Source organism: Paenibacillus humicus NBRC 102415 (assembly GCF_004000905.1).
GTDB lineage: Bacteria > Bacillota > Bacilli > Paenibacillales > Paenibacillaceae > Paenibacillus_O > Paenibacillus_O humicus.
Map to the genome: position 1 here is coordinate 56,629 of NZ_BIMD01000019.1, position 16,030 is coordinate 72,658.

Sequence of the window (16,030 nt, forward strand, 5' to 3'; positions counted from 1 at the left end):
TGTTTGAATTTATATTTCGGTTAAATTTTTTATTAAATTTAAAAATAATTATTAAATTATGGAATTATTAATATGTTTTTAAAAAAAGAGCATGGCTTCAAAATCACCATGCTCTTTTTTCAGAATGAATACACTGCTAATCGCCCCTCGGCTATTCTTGATCTTCTGTTACGATTAGATTAGAAGAGTAGCTGATCCAATCGCTCCAGCTGCCCGCATACAGCTTCACATTCGTGAAGCCTGCCGCTTCCAGCGCGAGCACGTTCGGCGTGGCCGTTACGCCGGAGCCGCAGTAGACGATCAGCTCGCGGTCCTTCGGAATGCCGGCGAAAGCCTCGTCCAGAGCGGCGCCGGACTTCCAGCGGCCCTGCTCGTCCTGCACGCCCTTCCAGAACCGATTGACGGCGCCGGGAATATGCCCGGCCTTGGCGTCAAGCGGCTCCTCGATGCCCGCATACCGGATCGGGTCGCGGGAGTCGATCAGCAGCGGGGCGGCGGCTTCGCTCGCCCCTTCCGCTGCCTCGTTCGGCTCCTCTATCGAGCCGAACGCCGCTTCGAGGCCGTCTACGACGGAGGCCTCGAAGCCGAGGCGGTCAACCGGGGCCAGATTCCCCGGTTGGACCGCCTCCACGGATGCGTGCCCGCCGGCCGCATCCGTCCCGGCATGGCCGCCGCTGACGCCGGCGGCCCAAGACCCTGGCGCCGCCGCAGACGAGGCGGCGCGCACTTCCTCCAGGCCCGCGAGCCGATGCGGCTGCGGCCTGGCGGCAAAGCCGCCCGGGACGACGATCCGCGTCTCGGCCGTCACGGGAAAGCCTGCGGCTTGCCAGGCGCCGAAGCCTTCGTCCATGACGTAGACCGCGTCATGACCGAGCCAGCGCAGCAGCCACCACAGGCGCGAGGCCATAGCCCCGCCCTGGTCGTCGTACGCGACGACACGGGAGTCCGGGCCGATGCCCGCGCGGCGGAACACCGCCTGCAGCGCTTCCGGCTCCGGCAGCGGGTGGCGCCCGCCATGCGTTCCGACCGGAGCGGACAAATCCTGCTCCAGGTCCAGGTACACGGCGCCGGGAATATGGGCTTCCTCATAGGCAGAGCGCCCCGACAGCGGCTTGCCTAGAGCGAACCGGCAGTCCGCGATGACGAGATCAGGTTCATACATTCGGGCCAGCAGCCATTTCGGCGATACGATGGTTCCCATGGACGAAATCCTCCTCATAAGCGAATAGGCTTGGCTCCGATCCAAGCCTGCGCCGTGATCGGTTCCAGCGATTCTAGAAGCGTGTTGAAAAATAGGTGGCCTGCGGTCGGTATGGGTCTCCAATCGCTGTTGCCGTTCTGATTTCATTGAATAAGGGATTAGCAGTTGAAATCAGACGACAAAGGAGAACGCTGACGCTTTTTCGACTCCATTCCGACCCTCCGGTCACTTTTTCACCACGCTTCCAGAGCTTGTTCTGCAAGTACCCAGGCTGTTCATCCGAGCAGAATGCCAATGTTAGCCTCTTCTATTCAACTGCTCGGCGCTCTATCCAGCCCCCGATGCAGTTTCCCCATCTATTGCGCTTCCAACCCGGCCGGCTCACTCCGCAGCAGCCGGACCTTTCCCGCTCTTCCGCTCGCCGCCCCGCATCGCAAGAAGCGCGAGCAGCAGCAAGAGCAGAATGGCGGCCATCGCCGCCGTCATCTGCAGCAGGACATTCCAGTCATAGGCGTCGAGAATCCAGCCTGCCAGCTTGGGGAACAGCGCTCCGCCAAGGCCGCCGCAGGCGACCATGAGGCTCGTCGTGCGATCCGTCATGCCCGGCAGCTTCTCGTTGACGTAGATGAGCGCGACCGCGAAAATCCCCGCCATGAACAATCCGGCGAGCGCGACCAGCACCAGCATCCAGGACAAGCCCGACTCCGATACGCCCGACATCAGAACGAGAGATACGAGCGATGCTCCAACGGATACAAGCAGATAAGTCCGGTAGCCCGCAGCCTTGGTCGCCGCTCCGATGAAGAGACGTCCAGCCACCATCGTTCCCCAGAACAGGCTGAGAACGGCCGATGCTTCCGCTTCCTTGAGTCCAGCCTGCGCGGTCATGACCGAGGGCAGATAGTTCGCGAACACCATCTCCATGCCGACATAGAGGAAAAAGAACAGCATGCCTGCCGTCAACAGCGGCATCGAGCCTCTTGCATAGCGGGGACGGAAAGGCCGGTCGGTTGCCCGCCCTTCCGCAGGCTCCGGCGAGGAGCCGCCGACGCTGCCGGCCGGATGGGCGAGACCTTGCCTCGCTGCAGCCGTTCCATGGGATGGATGCCCGTTCTCCCCTCTTGCATCGGCCCTAACAGCCGAAGCTCTGCCGGATCCGGCAGCAGGCGCTGCGGAAGAAGCCAGCCCTTCTCCGGCAAGTCCTCCGTCTTCGCCTGCAGCTCCGGCGGTCACAGCGCCCGTTCCCCCGGCGTCTTCGCCATCCGTCCTCTGCTTGACCATGACCGGACCATCCAGGCCCGGCGCAGGCGCTTCGCCAGGCGAGCCTTCAAGGAGTGCGGGCCGGCGCGGAACATAGGCCACCGCCTCTTCCGCCTCCCCGAACGACAGCGTCATCCAGAGCAGGAGGCAGATGCCGGCCAGCGCGGTGAGCACCGGGAAGCTCATGGGCCAGATTCCGCCCTGGATGAGCAAGGAAGCCACTCCGGGCATCACGAGCGCTCCGATGCCGAAGCAGACTTCGAGCCAGCCCATCGCGGAAGCTTTCCCCTTGACGAATACGTCCATGATCAGGGCGCCTACGACGGCCTCCGTCATGCCGAAGCCGAACCCGGCCACCGGCGCGACCAGCAGAATGATATCCCAAGGCGGCAAAGTGCTGTATACCGCTTCGGCAATTGTCAGCGCTCCCATAGCAAGCACCAGCGTGCTCCTGCGGCCGATCCGCGAGGAGAGAGCCGGCGCCGCCAGAACGCCGATCAGAAACCCGATGAATTGGTTGGTGATCCATTGCCCTGCCGAGCTGTAGTCAAGCGCATACTCCTTCATGACCGGCTCCAGCAGCGCCCCGGCGACGACATGGGCAAGCCCTATGACGAAATAGGACAGGCAACCTAGCAAAATCAGTTTTCGCATCGCAGCTCCCTCAGGTGCAAGTTTTACATGATGAGTTCCTGTTGTCTCCCCATCATATCATGAGAGCAATCGGGAATGGTATAATGGCCATGCCGGGCAACCGTTATCACGGCCGAAGGAGTGAACCCCTCTATGACGAATAAACCCGACGGCGGGCTGGGCTGGCAGGTCGTGCCCATGACGGAGCGGCATGCCGAGGAAGTATGCGGCTGGCGCTTCGAGCCCCCCTATGACGTCTACAATAACGATCCTTGGGAAGTGCTCAGGAAGCTGGAGATCGAGATCGGCGATCCCAAGCTCAGGCAGGAGCAGTATGCAGCCGTGGTCGACCCGGAGGACGGCGAGCTGATGGGCTACGCGCAGTTTTTTCCCATCCAGGGCGTCACCCGCCTCGGTCTGGCGATGCGGCCCGATCTGTGCGGAGACGGGCTCGGCCCGGCCTTCGTCTCGCTGCTTGTCCAGGAAGCCAAGCGTCGCAAGCCTGGAGACGAAATCGACCTCGAAGTGCTCATATGGAACCACCGCGCGAAGCGGGCCTACGAGAAAGCCGGGTTCCGCCTGACCGACACCTACGAGCGCGGGACGCCGGAAGGACCGAAAATGTTCCACTGCATGGTGTACAAGGGCCGCTGACCGTCTGCGGCCCGGATTGAGATCGGTTCTATTTCTTCCTGCGGCACTATCCTCTATTCATCCTGCCACCCGGATCGATACCAGCTCTATTCATTCCAGCGCCTGGATGGACATCAGCCTCTATTCCTTCCAGCAGCTCAAACTCGCTGGAGCCGCCATATGTACTCCCGTCAGCCAAGCTCATCCTCCCGGACATCCACTAGCAGGAACATGTCCGGTCCCGCCGGCACGGACACGGTACGCACCCGGCCGCCCCGGTCCAGATCCGTGTACGGCCTGGAGATAGCGAAGCGCCGTCCGGACAGCAGCTCCACGCTGCTGTAGACGAAATAGGGACGCCAGCTCCAATCCGAGCCCCGGTAATGTTCTTCCCGAATCCATCCGCCCTCCGTCCGCTGGTAGTTGGCGGAGAGCTGAATGCCGTCGGACCGGCACAGGTAGGCGCGCATGCAGCCAGCATCTAGCTTGCGGAGCAGCGGCGCCAGGAAAGCCTCTTCGCCGCCCTCCCCTCCGCTGTCCCGGAGCAGCCGCTCCGCCTCGCGGGCGAGCTCCTCGGCCTGCCTCCAGCGTCCGCTTTCCTCTCCCGCCTGCTTCCGCTTGGTGTCCAGCAGCTCCGAGTCCAGCAGACGCTTATACCGGTCCCGGCTGCCGAAGGCAGCCTCCGCTCCCGAGAACAGATAGCCCTGCACGTAGCGCGCCCCGGCCGATATCGCCCGCTGCAGATCCTGCCGGGTCTCGACCCCTTCCATGAGCAGGGAGGCGCCGATGCCGTCGGCGATGGCCGAGAGCGATCGCAGCACCCCGTGGAAGCCTTCGTGATGGGCGCTCCGGGATACCATATTCATATCCACCTTGAGCATATCCGGCTGGATATGCGCGATCCGGTCCAGGTTGCTGAACCGGCTCCCGACGTCGTCGACGGCGATGCTGCAGCCCGCCCGGCGGAATTCACGCACCGCTCCGACCAGGCATTCGATTTCTCCGTCGAAATCCTCCTCCGTCACCTCGATGCAGATCAGGCTTGGATCAACCTTGCACTGCTCCAGCAGCTTCAACATCGGAAGGACAGAGCTGTCCACGCTCCCGGAGGACCCGCCGGACAGCCACCCCGGCTGAAGATTGATGAACAGCTTCTCGGTCCGTCCCAGCCGGCCATGCTCCCGCACGGCCTGCTCCCGGATGAAGGCGTCGAGCTCCCTCTTGGCTTTCTCGGAAACGCCGGGATGGCTGAAATAAGCCCCCAGGCTGCGCGCTCCGGAGGCTCCGCAATCTCTTCCAAGGACTTCGTATCCGGTTACGATCCGGGTATCCAGGGCCAGGATCGGCTGATAGTAGGCTCTCGGGTTCTGCGGGCGGGACGGCTGGTCCGCCTCCGGCCGCTCGCTTGAATCCATCGTCATCGCTGGGGCCTCTCCTGTACCGGTCAATTATGTAAGATAATCTGACATTAATTGCTATTGTATCGGACTCTCCCTTGCGTGACAAGCTTTGGAAGAGCTCCAGGAGAGCCGGCAGCCCTTTCCCCAGCCATCTTTCGCGCATCGCGATCAGCCGGCATGCGATGCGCATCCGGCTGGTCGTTTTATTGTATCGGCAGTTTTCGCCGGCGCGCTCCTGCCCGCTCTCGGCTGACCCATTCGCGCGGAGCGGCCGCTCAGATCAGCCGCACGATGCGGGCTTCCTTGCCGTCCACCAGCACCTCGATGACATGGAACTTCGGCTTGTAGGCGACGACGCCCTCGCCCACATGCAGGATCGGCTCCTCGCCGAGACCGTAGAAGACATCGTCCGCCAGCGCCTCCATCACTTCATGCTTCTCCTGGTCGCCAAGCTCGCTCCAATCCTCCTGGCTCATATCGAAAAAGGAGTAACTATCGCGAATCGCGCTCACCGCGACCGTCAGATCTTCCAAAATTTCCTTGTATTCCCTCGCATGCTTTACGCCCATGCCTTCCGCCATCCTTCCTGTAAATACGGATCTATTTTCCTATTGTACACGGATATGTGGGGCCTTAACGCCTGGTGACACAATAAAAGCCAAAATTTCTCTAATCGCAACCAGCCGAGAAGTCGATATATAGGACACAAAGGGCTCGGCTCCGCATCGCCTCGGCGCTTGGAGAGCCTGTCATCAACCATTTTTGGACGGGGTGTATTATGGAAAAATCCACATTCATCGGTATTGTACTGGGTTTTGCCGCCGTATTGGTCGGCATGGTGCTTAAGGGAGCTCCGCTCCACAATCTCGCCAACCCGGCGGCATTTATGATCATCATTGTCGGAACGGCCGCGGCGCTCTTCATCGGCTTCCCGATGTCGGAGATCGCCAAGTTTCCGACTCTCTTGAAGCTCGTCTTCTTCAGTCCCAAGCTGCTCTCCCGCCAAAATCTGATCGGCATGTTCGCCGACTGGGCTTCCGTAACCCGCCGCGAAGGACTTCTCGCTCTGGAGACCAAAGTCGAGGACATCGAGGATCCGTTCCTGAAGAACGGCATGCGCATGATCATCGACGGCAACGACCAGGACTTCGTGCGCGAGGTGCTGCTCGAGGACATCGCGGCGACGGAGGACAGGCACAAGGCCGGCGCCCTCATCTTCACCCAAGCCGGCACCTACGCCCCTACGCTCGGGGTTCTCGGAGCCGTAGTCGGCCTCATCGCGGCCCTCTCGGACATGAGCGACATGGAGAAGCTGGCTCATGCGATCGCCGGCGCGTTCATCGCGACGCTGCTCGGCATCTTCACCGGCTACGTGCTGTGGCATCCGATCGCCAACAAGCTGAAGCGGATTTCCAAGCGCGAGATCCAGCTCAAGCTCATGATGGTCGAAGGCCTCCTCTCCATCCAGTCCGGCGTCTCCACGATCGCCATCAACCAGAAGCTGTCGGTCTACCTGACGCCGAAGGAACGAATCCAAATGCAGGAATCGAAAGAAGGGAAGCTCATTGAGCAAGAAACATAAGCACGACGACCACGAAGAGCATGTGGACGAGTCCTGGCTCATCCCTTATGCCGACCTGCTCACCCTGCTGCTCGCCCTCTTCATCGTTCTCTACGCTTCCAGCTCGGTCGACGCCAAGAAGTTCGAGCAGATGAGCCGCGCCTTCAACATCGCCCTCAGCGGAGGCAACGGCGTCCTCGAGAGCTACAAGTCGATCGACGCCCAGGCGATGGTATCCGACAAGAAGGAAAAGGAGCAGGGACAGTCCTCCTCCCAGTCGTCGCAGTCGACCCAGGACTCCCAGAGCCTGGACAAGGCGATGCAGGAGCTGATGCGCAAGGAGCAGGAGGATCTCGAGAAGCTCAAGCGCCAGGTGGACAAGTACATCAAGGACAACGGCCTCAGCACCCAGCTGGAGACGAAGCTCAACCAGTCCCGCCTGATGATTACGATCAGCGACCGCGCCTTGTTCCCTTCCGGCAGCGCGGCGGTGAAGCCCGAATCCCGCAAGCTCGGCACCTTCATCGGCGGCATGCTGCAGAAGTATCCCAATTACGAGATCATGGTGTCGGGCCATACCGACAACCAGCCGATCAACAATTCCGAATTCAGCTCCAACTGGGATTTGAGCACGATGCGCGCCGTCCGCTTCATGGACGTCCTTCTGCTCAATTCGAACCTCGATCCCAAGCGCTTCAGCGCCGTCGGTTACGGCGAGTACAAGCCTCTGGCCACCAACGACACCGATGTCGGCAGAGCCAAGAACCGGCGGGTCGAGGTGTCCATCATCCGCAACTACGCCGAGCCTTCAGCCAAAAGCGAAGTATCGGAAGTGTTCAAGTAGACAAAAGCCCCGCTTTCGCCGGTCGAACCGGAGAAAGCGGGGCTTTTCTTTTTAGCAGGGCTCGCACGAGCAGCGCTCGGCGGCGGCGCCAGGGGCTCGCAGACATCTCCGGCCCCCCCTCAGCCGGCTCCATCGGCAGCTTGATCCCTGCCGCCGGTTCAGCTCCGGCTTCCTGCGGGCGAAGCCGGCTCGTAGTCCAGATCGGAGAACAGCTGCTGCAGCTCCTCGCGGCTTAGATCGCGCCACTTGCCGACCGGCAGGCTGCCGAGCTGGATGTTCATGATCCGCAGCCGCTGCAGCCGGCGCACCTTGTAGCCGAAAGCGCTGCACATGCGCCGAATCTGCCGGTTCTTGCCCTCGGTGAGAATGATCCGGAATGTCCTCTCTCCGACCTTGGCCACCTTGCAGGGCAGCGTCATGCTGCCGAGGATGCGGACGCCCTCGCTCATTCCCTTCAGGAACATCGGCGTGACCGGCTGGTCGATGGTCACGACGTACTCCTTTTCATGGCGCCCTTCCGCGCGGAGGATCCGATTGACGATATCTCCGTCGTTGGTGAGCAGAATCAGCCCCTCGGAATCCTTGTCCAGGCGTCCGATCGGGAAGATCCGTTCCTTATGGCCGACAAAATCGACGATATTGCCCTCGATGTGGGACTCCGTCGTCGACGTAATGCCTACCGGCTTGTTCAGAGCCAGATAGACGTGGCCCCGGTGGGCGGATACCAGCTCGCCCTTCACCCGGACCTCGTCGCCGTCCTGGACTTGGGATCCCAGGACGGCAAGCGCGCCGTTGATCGTAACCTGTCCGCCTTCTACCAGCTTGTCCGCTTCCCTGCGGGAGCAGAACCCCGTTTCGCTGATCCATTTATTGATACGCAATCGATCCACCTCGGCTCTTGCTGCCTGCCTAAGCGCCGCTTCGGCAGCAGCTTCAATGGTACCATTGTACCACACCCTCAGCCGCTCTCAAGAAGCCGCTCCGTCTCCGCCGCTGCGCCGATCGGGAGACATGGGCAGCGTAATGAGGATGGATGTGCCCTGGCCCAGCTTGCTTTGGATTTCCATGCGGCCTTTGTGGCTCTGGATGATCCGCTGGCTCACCATGATGCCGAGCCCCGTTCCGGTTTCTTTGCCCGTAAAGAAAGGATTCCCGATTTTGGGGATGATATCCTCCGGAATGCCGATCCCTTCATCCGTGATCCGGACCAGGACGGAATGCGGCTCTTCCCTTTGGATGTCGAAGTATACGTTGCCGCCTTGCGGCATGGCTTCGATCGCGTTTTTGATGACATTGATGAATACCTGCTTGAGCTGGTTCTCCTCGCAGGAGATCAGGCAGCTGTCCGTCGTGAAGCGGGTATGGAAGACGGCATTTTTGAGATGGCCCTCGCTGTCCAGCAGCGAGATGACGTCGCCCAGCGTGTACCGAACATCCTTGATCTCGAACTTGGCGGCTTGAGGCTTCGCCAGGATGAGGAATTCGCTTACGATCAGATTGATCCGGTCAAGCTCGGCCAGCATGATGTCGTTATGCTGCAGATTCAGCCTGCCGCTCTGCTGCTGCAGCTGGAGAAAACCGCGCAGTGTCGTCAGAGGATTGCGGATCTCATGGGCGACGCCGGCAGCGAGCTGGCCGACCGTCGTCAGCTTCTCCGACTGCCGCAGCAGCTCTTCCATCTTCGCTCTGGAGGTGACGTCGCGGGCGACCGCCACCAGGCTCCACACCTCCCCCTGCGAGTTGCGGACGGCGGACATCGTCACGCCCACCGTCAGGTAATCCCCATCCTTGTGGCGCCACTTCTCTTCTCCGGGAGGCAGCGCCTCCCCCTGGAGCATGCGGGCAAGCTCCGGATGCTTGTAGGCATGCTCGACGGGATGGACCACATCCGTAATGCGCAAAGAGGAAATGTCCGCAGGAGAATACCCGAATGTATGGAGGAAGGATTCGTTGACCCTCAGCAGGTTCCCGTCCAAGCCGATGATGACGATGGAATCGGCCGTGTTGTTGAAGATCGATTCCAGCTCTTCTTTCATGAGCGCATTTTCATTGACAGCCGCCTTCAGCTTGTCCGTATACGATTTCAAGCTTCCCGACATATGGTTGATGCGGCTCGCCAGTTCCCCGATCTCATCGCTGCGCTTCACCTCGATATCCCGGTCGAACCTGCCGAACGCGACTTCGTTGACTTTGTGCAGAATCCCCTTGAGAGGCCGCAGGAGCAGTTGGATGATGACCCATGTCCCGATCAGCGTCGCGGCCAGAATGAGCAGCGAGCTGCCGATCTGGTTGCGCCGGTGCATGGAGGAGAGATTCTCAATCTGCGTCCGGTCGACAACGACAGAGATGACGTAATTGCTGTTCTTCGCTTCCTCGAAAGGATACCAGGACCGGAGCACGGACTTGCCCCCGATGACCGCCTGTTCCGACTGTGCCTTGCCGGCTTCCGCCAGCTTCATCAGCTCGATGCCGCGCGAATCGGAAGTGTACTGCTCGCTTCCGTATTTCAAGGCGCTGGCGTCAACCCCCTTTTGCCCGCTCATGCTCCAGATGCCGATCTCAAGCACCTCGGGCTGATAGGTCCTGACTTGCTCGATCAGCGTGTCCGGAGAGTATCCGTGTGAATAGATTGTCAATGCAAGTATGTAAGGATGTTCGGAATCGGCGTAATAGCCCCACGATACGGGCACCTTGTCTCCATCGGAAAAAGTGTCCTTCATGAGATAGCGCTCCCCGCTTGCAGGAGGTCCGCCTGCCCACTCCGCAGGAAGGTCGCTCATTTTGAGCGCCATCTGGCCGATCCGGCTTGCGTCGCTAGAAGCCGTAACCCGGTAGCCTCCGGACACCGGCTTCAGCAGCTCCAGCTTTTCGGCTCCTGTCAGCTTGGCAACCTTCCTCAGGCTGGCCACGTTCTCCGCTCCCCCTACCAGAGATGCCGCGCCCTCGATGGCATGGCGCAGTATCGTCGCCGCTTTCTCGCGCTCCTTCTCTCTTCCTTCCAGAAAGTCTTCCACCAATACCGATGTTTGACGGCCTACCGTCTCCGAGAACATGGCATTCTGCGAATTCAGTTCCCGACGGATAAAGTGCTCGTTGATGAAAACATTCAGGACCAGCATCACGCTGACCAGCAAGGAAATGATAAGGGAAAGCCTGGTTTTGACGGACAATGCCGGACACATCCTTATAAGAGGATCAATATCCAGATGATACCACATATACCCAGACTGCGGCCTCTTCTGTTCAGGGTCAAACGGCATAAAAGGACTTTTGATCCACAGTTCAACGTCCTCTTCTTCTCTTTTTCGGATGTATTCACAGCTCTGTCCACAAAAATGATGACTTATCAACATTTTCGGGGAGTTGTACACAGCGTTTCAGTGGATAGTTTGCGGGAAGATTCTAATAATTTATAGTTATCCACAAAATTGTGCACAACATGTTAACAAAAGAATGTTTGTTCGTAGCATAAAACGCTATTATTCGACATTCCCTCTCTGTCGAAAGTCACTGCTTGACGGCAGGAACGGGCGGGCAAGCTTGCTTCGGCCTTTTATGCACAGATTCTGTTGACAAGCGGCTTGCATCCGCCACGGGTATCGGGGACAATAAGTCCATAAACCCGCTTCAGGAAGGAAAGATTGATTTGCTTCGTCAGGAAGAAGATGAACGCTGGATGCGCGAGGCGATCGCCGAGGCCCGAAAAGCGGAAGCGATCGGAGAAGTGCCGATCGGCGCCGTCATCGTGCATGAGGGAAAGATCATCGGACGCGGCCACAACTTGAGGGAATCGATCCCCGACTCCACCGCGCATGCGGAGATGCTGGCCATCCGCGAAGCGAGCCGGAGCCTTGCCGCGTGGAGGCTGCTGGACTGCACGCTGTACGTCACGCTTGAGCCCTGCCCGATGTGCGCCGGAGCTTTGGTCCAATCCAGGGTCAAGCGGGTTGTGTACGGCACTCCCGATCCAAAGGCCGGCTGCGCCGGCACGCTGATGAATCTTCTGGATGAGCCGAGGTTCAACCATGAAGCCGAGCTTACGTCCGGGGTGCTGCAAGAGGAGTGCGCTTCGCTGCTCACCGATTTTTTCAGACGTCTGCGCAAATCCCGTTCCACCCGGTAAGAACAAAGTAAGGGCCTGCAGCTCCGGTTCTCAAGGGAGGCATCATCCGCTCTCTTGCTCACCGGGCCGCAGGCCCTTGTTTCCATATTCGTTCGAGCTTGAACTCGCGCTGCTGCTGCTGCAGCTCGACAATCAAGCGGTCCGCTTCCTCGCTGATGGCCAGAACTTCGGGATCCGTGAGGCTTCCCCGTTCCTCCGCTGCCTGGTATAGCCTTCTGCGCAGCTCCTGCAGCCTCTCCAATCGTTCGTTCCTCATCATATCGTCGCTCAAGCTACGCTCCTCACCTGGATGCTTCTTCCGTCGGGCTGTTCTTTATTATACCCGTATGGGGAGGATTTGTTTGTAATAACTTGTCGACAAAATAACGATAAATGGTGGAAATATTCGACAAATCCGGTTTCAGATCAGGACTTTAGGCTCATTTGAATAGGACTAAGGATTCAAATATAAGGGGGCCAAGGCAAATCCAAGGATAATGGCGAGGATCACCCACGAAACCGGATGGCCCCAGTTGAGCGTAAATCCGATGCCCGTCCGTTTCTCGACGAAAATAGCGGAGTCCGACCGGTCCCAATAGAAAGCTCCCGCCTTCCATTTCGCATCCTCCCCCGGTCTCGAAGCCTCCATCCTGCCCTTGCCGAGCTTCATCATGCTGACGACGGCAGCCGCCGACATGACAAGCGGCGCAATGCCCGCCGCCCCGATCAGGACTCCATTCATCCGGCTTCCCCCGTACAGCATGAAGGCTTGCAGGAATCCCATGAAGATCACCATGCCCAGGCCCAGCAGGAGCATCAGCAAGGACATTCCCTTGCGATAGCGGCGCTGCTGCTCCTCCGAGCGCTCCGGGTCGGCCGGATCGATCTTCATCCGGGCTGCCCCCGTCGTATAGTTGACGAAGATGAATATGGCCAGCATGAACAGCTGGACGAGATTCATCTCGAACACAGTGCCGTAGGATTTGTCCTGAATCCGGTCCGGAATTCCTCGAGCGTTGTAGTGGGTAATGATGCTGTCCGGTATTTTGTCGTACAGCAGCCAAGCGGCTCCGGCAGAAATAAGGATAACGAGCAGATGGGGAGCAAAGGCATAGAGCGGGTAGTGGAGCCGTTCCTTGCGGAGCGACAGGCTGGCGGCGGTCCTTCTCTCCTCCTGCCAGCCTGACTCGCGCTTCAGGCGCTCCGCCTTCTGATGGAAAGCGACGAACAGGCCTCCCGAAATGCCGAACAGCGCCAGCAGAGCGCCGACCGGCAGCGTCGCCAGCCATTGCGTGTCATCGGCAGGCATCGTCCCGCCTGTTTTCCAAAGGATTCCCGCGGCAACCAGGATGCCGAATGCGAGGCCGTACCCGATCACCTGACCCGTATAGGAACGGCGAAGCTTGCGGACGGCATCATCGTCGACGGCCGACTTCGGAATTGAGATTCCGAACAGGATATTCCGCGGAGCAAGAGAAGGCTGGAAAGCCGCCACGGCCAGGACCAGCACATAGACAGCCCCCATCGTCAAGCCGAATCCGTACAAAGACATGTTCATCGCTCCCTTCCCCCTTCATGCGTATCTCTTGCTTGAGGCCGGATGCTCCGATAGGCGCTTCGGCATCTCTCCAGAAACTCTTCCTCCCGCATGCTTCGGCATAACGCCTCCGAGGCAAGCGATTCCAGCTGCCGCTCCATCCGCGTTCGAAAAGCATCCGTGACTGGCAGCGAGCCGGCCGGCTGCACGACCGCTCCCTTTTGCCGGTGGATATGGACAAAGCCCTCCTGCTTCAGCAGCTGGTACGTCTTGTTGACCGTATGCAGGTTGATGCCGAGGTCGCCGGCGAGGCTGCGGACCGAGGGCAGATTCTCCCCGGACTCCAGCCGGCCCGATGCGATGCCTCGGACGATTTCGTCATATAGCTGCGTATAGAGCGGAGTGTCGGACTCGTAGTCGATGGAGACGATCATGGCGGCATCCTCCTCCCTTTATTACCGTATGTTTGTTATACACAAAGCATAACAGATAGAACGATACGAAGCAATAAAGCTTCCGCCATACTCCTTGCCGGCTTCAAGTTCTGAATCTCGTCCCATCCTCATAGAAATAGAGACAGAGAACAGGTCTGGCGGGCTCGCTCGACGGGAAAGCTGATAGGAACGAAAGCGGAAGGATGGATGAATGAGGATGGAAAAGAAACGCAAGGAGCAATTCGCCGCGGACGCCAGGATGGTGTACTGCCTCGACACGCATCGCCTGCTGGCTGCCGATGACCGGCTGTACGTGTTCAACACGGCATTCCGGACCTGGAGAGGGGTCAACTATCCGATTGCGGTCCGCAAGGAGTCGCTGCGCCCGTCCTACCTGATGGCCGTGTCGGATTGACGCCTCCGGTTGCAGGGACGCCGTCAACCATGGTATAGTAAATCCGATGCGCGCCCGTAGCTCAGCAGGATAGAGCGACAGTTTCCTAAACTGCAGGTCGTACGTTCGAATCGTATCGGGCGCGCCATTTCTACTTAAATGATCGGGAACCGTACGCTTGTGCGGTTCTTTTTTATTTCCTTCCCCGTATAAATGGAACTTTTTCCCTCATGGCGCGTTAGAAGGGGAAAGCGGAATGAAGGAAAGGGCGATGATCAATGGGCTTATTCGACGGGCTGATGGGAAATGCATCCGAGCTTGCTCCTGCCGAGGTGCAGAAGGAATTCCAGCATATGCTGGGCCGGAACGAACGCGTGGAGAAAGCCTACAAGCTGATACGAGACATGTTCCTGTTCACCGACCGCAGGCTGATCCTCATCGACAAGCAGGGACTGACCGGCAAGAAGACGGAGTACCATTCGTACCCGTACAAAAGCATTACGCATTTCGCTGTCGAGACCGCCGGCCACTTCGATCTGGACGCCGAGCTGAAGTTCTGGGTATCCGGCAGTCCGACGCCGGTCTCGAAGACGTTCAACAAGTCTCTCAATATTTACGAGCTTCAAGCCGTTTTGACCGAATACGTGTGCAAATGAGCGTGAGCCCTTCGTCCTTTGGATGAAGGGCTTCTTCCATCTTTACAGCTCCTTTGCATCCATGCTATTATTTTTTTGCAAAGTTTTCGAGACGTGGCTCAGCTTGGTAGAGCGCTTGCTTCGGGAGCAAGAGGTCGCAGGTTCAAATCCTGTCGTCTCGACCATCACAAACCCTTACAACCGGTGCCTGAGGCAGCGGTTTTTTTGTTGTTCCCTCCGTTCTTTTTACCAAACGGTGTCGAATCGGCCCATCCAGCGTTTATAATAGGGTAAAACCTTACCGATCGGAGGCGTCGCATGGGACTTTTCGATTTTCTGAAGGGCCAATTCATCGAAGTGATCGAGTGGCTGGATGACACCGGCTCCATGGTCTACCGTTTCCCCGTCTACGACAATGCCATCAAAATGGGAGCCAAGCTCGTCGTGCGCGAGTCGCAGGCGGCCGTCTTCGTCAACGAAGGCCAGATCGCCGATGTTTTCGGCCCCGGCACCTATACGCTGAGCACGCAGAACATGCCGGTTCTGACCGCCCTCAAATCGTGGAAGTACGGCTTCAACTCGCCGTTTAAGGCCGACGTCTACTTCGTCAGCACGCGCAACTTCACGCAGCTCAAGTGGGGGACCTCCAACCCGGTCATCATGAGGGATGCGGAGTTCGGCATGGTGCGGCTGCGCGGCTTCGGCAACTACGCCCTGAAGGTCCATGATCCGGCGGTGTTTCTCCGGGAAATCTTCGGCACCCAAGCGGCCTTCTCGGCGGAAAATGTCGGGAGCTACCTGAAATCCGTCATCGTGTCCGGAATCAGCGACCTGCTGGGCGAATCGCGGATTCCCGTCATCGATCTCGCCGCATCGTATGACGAGCTCGGCAGCGCCGCGGCCGCCAAGCTGCAGCCCCAATTCGCCTCCATGGGGCTCGGACTCACCGCCCTCACGATCGAGAACCTGTCGCTCCCCGAAGAAGTGGAGCGCGCCATCGACCGCAGATCGTCCATGGGAATCGTGGGCAATCTGGACACCTATATGAAGTACCAATCCGCCGAAGCGATCCGGGAGGCGGCCAACAACCCGGACGGAGGCGCCGGCGCCGGCATCGGCCTCGGAGCCGGAATGGCGATGGGCCAGGCGATGGGCCGGATGCTGTCGCAGCAAGGCGAAGAAAGCTCCGGCAGCCCTTCGGCAGCGGGCGGCAGTCACGCTGGAGGCGGCGCAAGCGGCGCCGCAGGGACCAGCTCCTCCGGAGGCGGCTCCGCCGCGAGCGGCGCGGCGACGGATTCAGGCTCTGCTCCCGGAAGCAAGAAGTTCTGTTCCGAATGCGGCCAGCCGCTCGCGCCCGGCGCGAAGTTCTGCTCCAACTGCGGAACCAAGGTGTAGA

Annotated in this window: 16 protein-coding genes and 2 tRNA genes; 9 read left to right on the plus strand and 9 right to left on the minus strand. The window is 59.3% G+C overall.

Features of this window, described 5'->3' with window-relative positions; genetic code table 11:
* Positions 1 to 151 precede the first annotated feature (151 nt).
* Positions 152 to 1,201, minus strand: coding sequence for a sulfurtransferase (locus PHU01S_RS26670; protein WP_246029227.1), 1,050 nt, complete (start codon positions 1,199 to 1,201; stop codon positions 152 to 154).
* 381 nt (positions 1,202 to 1,582) lie between these two features.
* A complete protein-coding gene (locus tag PHU01S_RS13410) occupies positions 1,583 to 3,115 on the minus strand; it encodes an MFS transporter (protein ID WP_021882135.1) in 1,533 nt (510 codons plus the stop codon).
* Positions 3,116 to 3,247: 132 nt separating this feature from the next.
* Here PHU01S_RS13410 and PHU01S_RS13415 point away from each other — a divergent pair, with 132 nt between their 5' ends.
* Positions 3,248 to 3,748 (plus strand): GNAT family N-acetyltransferase, encoded by a 501-nt coding sequence (locus tag PHU01S_RS13415; protein WP_048748761.1) that lies wholly within the window; start codon positions 3,248 to 3,250, stop codon positions 3,746 to 3,748.
* Between the two features lie 170 nt (positions 3,749 to 3,918).
* On the opposite strand, the gene PHU01S_RS13420 is transcribed toward PHU01S_RS13415, so the two are convergent.
* Both PHU01S_RS13420 and PHU01S_RS13425 read right to left on the minus strand, forming a co-directional pair.
* Positions 3,919 to 5,148 carry an EAL domain-containing protein gene (locus tag PHU01S_RS13420; RefSeq protein WP_127507997.1) on the minus strand — a complete coding sequence of 410 codons (1,230 nt, stop codon included), beginning with the start codon at positions 5,146 to 5,148 and terminating at the stop codon, positions 3,919 to 3,921.
* Between the two features lie 254 nt (positions 5,149 to 5,402).
* A complete protein-coding gene (locus tag PHU01S_RS13425; protein ID WP_048748768.1) occupies positions 5,403 to 5,696 on the minus strand; it encodes a hypothetical protein in 294 nt (97 codons plus the stop codon).
* 209 nt (positions 5,697 to 5,905) lie between these two features.
* On the opposite strand from PHU01S_RS13425, the gene motA reads away from it, so the two are divergent.
* Positions 5,906 to 6,709, plus strand: coding sequence for a flagellar motor stator protein MotA (gene motA / locus PHU01S_RS13430; RefSeq protein WP_048745204.1), 804 nt, complete (start codon positions 5,906 to 5,908; stop codon positions 6,707 to 6,709).
* Complete coding sequence (gene motB / locus PHU01S_RS13435) at positions 6,693 to 7,532, plus strand: flagellar motor protein MotB (RefSeq protein ID WP_049868668.1); 840 nt, start codon at positions 6,693 to 6,695, stop codon at positions 7,530 to 7,532. Before motA ends, motB begins: the two co-directional genes overlap by 17 nt.
* A gap of 158 nt (positions 7,533 to 7,690) precedes the next feature.
* Here motB and rluF read toward each other — a convergent pair whose 3' ends face one another.
* Positions 7,691 to 8,413, minus strand: a complete 723-nt coding sequence (gene rluF, locus PHU01S_RS13440) for a 23S rRNA pseudouridine(2604) synthase RluF (protein WP_049868667.1) — start codon at positions 8,411 to 8,413, stop codon at positions 7,691 to 7,693.
* An 87-nt stretch (positions 8,414 to 8,500) separates the two neighbouring features.
* Positions 8,501 to 10,702: an ATP-binding protein gene (locus PHU01S_RS13445; protein WP_049868666.1), complete on the minus strand. Its 2,202-nt coding sequence runs from the start codon at positions 10,700 to 10,702 to the stop codon at positions 8,501 to 8,503.
* A 476-nt stretch (positions 10,703 to 11,178) separates the two neighbouring features.
* On the opposite strand from PHU01S_RS13445, the gene tadA reads away from it, so the two are divergent.
* Positions 11,179 to 11,655: a tRNA adenosine(34) deaminase TadA gene (gene tadA / locus PHU01S_RS13450; RefSeq protein WP_127508001.1), complete on the plus strand. Its 477-nt coding sequence runs from the start codon at positions 11,179 to 11,181 to the stop codon at positions 11,653 to 11,655.
* Positions 11,656 to 11,713: 58 nt separating this feature from the next.
* Here the strand turns inward: tadA and PHU01S_RS13455 are convergent, their stop codons facing one another.
* From PHU01S_RS13455 to PHU01S_RS13465, 3 genes are all read right to left on the minus strand, one after another.
* Complete coding sequence (locus PHU01S_RS13455; protein WP_021881284.1) at positions 11,714 to 11,926, minus strand: aspartyl-phosphate phosphatase Spo0E family protein; 213 nt, start codon at positions 11,924 to 11,926, stop codon at positions 11,714 to 11,716.
* 162 nt (positions 11,927 to 12,088) lie between these two features.
* Positions 12,089 to 13,192, minus strand: a complete 1,104-nt coding sequence (locus PHU01S_RS13460) for a DUF1648 domain-containing protein (RefSeq protein WP_049868665.1) — start codon at positions 13,190 to 13,192, stop codon at positions 12,089 to 12,091.
* A complete protein-coding gene (locus tag PHU01S_RS13465) occupies positions 13,189 to 13,605 on the minus strand; it encodes a GntR family transcriptional regulator (protein WP_021881282.1) in 417 nt (138 codons plus the stop codon). Before PHU01S_RS13465 ends, PHU01S_RS13460 begins: the two co-directional genes overlap by 4 nt.
* Positions 13,606 to 13,822: 217 nt before the next feature.
* Between PHU01S_RS13465 and PHU01S_RS13470 the strand changes: the two genes are divergently transcribed.
* The 5 genes from PHU01S_RS13470 (at position 13,823) to PHU01S_RS13490 (ending at position 16,029) form a co-directional block, all read left to right on the plus strand.
* Positions 13,823 to 14,020, plus strand: a complete 198-nt coding sequence (locus PHU01S_RS13470; protein WP_048745202.1) for a hypothetical protein — start codon at positions 13,823 to 13,825, stop codon at positions 14,018 to 14,020.
* A 50-nt stretch (positions 14,021 to 14,070) separates the two neighbouring features.
* Positions 14,071 to 14,147, plus strand: a tRNA-Arg gene (locus PHU01S_RS13475).
* A gap of 130 nt (positions 14,148 to 14,277) precedes the next feature.
* Positions 14,278 to 14,655, plus strand: coding sequence for a PH domain-containing protein (locus PHU01S_RS13480; RefSeq protein ID WP_021881280.1), 378 nt, complete (start codon positions 14,278 to 14,280; stop codon positions 14,653 to 14,655).
* Between the two features lie 87 nt (positions 14,656 to 14,742).
* A tRNA-Pro gene (locus PHU01S_RS13485) sits at positions 14,743 to 14,819 on the plus strand.
* A 133-nt stretch (positions 14,820 to 14,952) separates the two neighbouring features.
* Positions 14,953 to 16,029, plus strand: a complete 1,077-nt coding sequence (locus PHU01S_RS13490) for an SPFH domain-containing protein (RefSeq protein ID WP_049868659.1) — start codon at positions 14,953 to 14,955, stop codon at positions 16,027 to 16,029.
* Position 16,030 lies beyond the last annotated feature (1 nt).

Excerpts from the sequence above, each read along its gene's own strand:
- PHU01S_RS26670 (WP_246029227.1), bottom strand. The coding sequence starts at position 1,201 with ATGGGAACCATCGTATCGCCGAAATGGCTGCTGGCCCGAATGTATGAA.
- PHU01S_RS13410 (WP_021882135.1), bottom strand. The coding sequence starts at position 3,115 with ATGCGAAAACTGATTTTGCTAGGTTGCCTGTCCTATTTCGTCATAGGG.
- PHU01S_RS13415 (WP_048748761.1), top strand. The coding sequence starts at position 3,248 with ATGACGAATAAACCCGACGGCGGGCTGGGCTGGCAGGTCGTGCCCATG.
- PHU01S_RS13420 (WP_127507997.1), bottom strand. The coding sequence starts at position 5,148 with ATGACGATGGATTCAAGCGAGCGGCCGGAGGCGGACCAGCCGTCCCGC.
- PHU01S_RS13425 (WP_048748768.1), bottom strand. The coding sequence starts at position 5,696 with ATGGGCGTAAAGCATGCGAGGGAATACAAGGAAATTTTGGAAGATCTG.
- motA (WP_048745204.1), top strand. The coding sequence starts at position 5,906 with ATGGAAAAATCCACATTCATCGGTATTGTACTGGGTTTTGCCGCCGTA.
- PHU01S_RS13460 (WP_049868665.1), bottom strand. The coding sequence starts at position 13,192 with ATGAACATGTCTTTGTACGGATTCGGCTTGACGATGGGGGCTGTCTAT.
- PHU01S_RS13465 (WP_021881282.1), bottom strand. The coding sequence starts at position 13,605 with ATGATCGTCTCCATCGACTACGAGTCCGACACTCCGCTCTATACGCAG.
- PHU01S_RS13470 (WP_048745202.1), top strand. The coding sequence starts at position 13,823 with ATGGAAAAGAAACGCAAGGAGCAATTCGCCGCGGACGCCAGGATGGTG.
- PHU01S_RS13480 (WP_021881280.1), top strand. The coding sequence starts at position 14,278 with ATGGGCTTATTCGACGGGCTGATGGGAAATGCATCCGAGCTTGCTCCT.
- PHU01S_RS13490 (WP_049868659.1), top strand. The coding sequence starts at position 14,953 with ATGGGACTTTTCGATTTTCTGAAGGGCCAATTCATCGAAGTGATCGAG.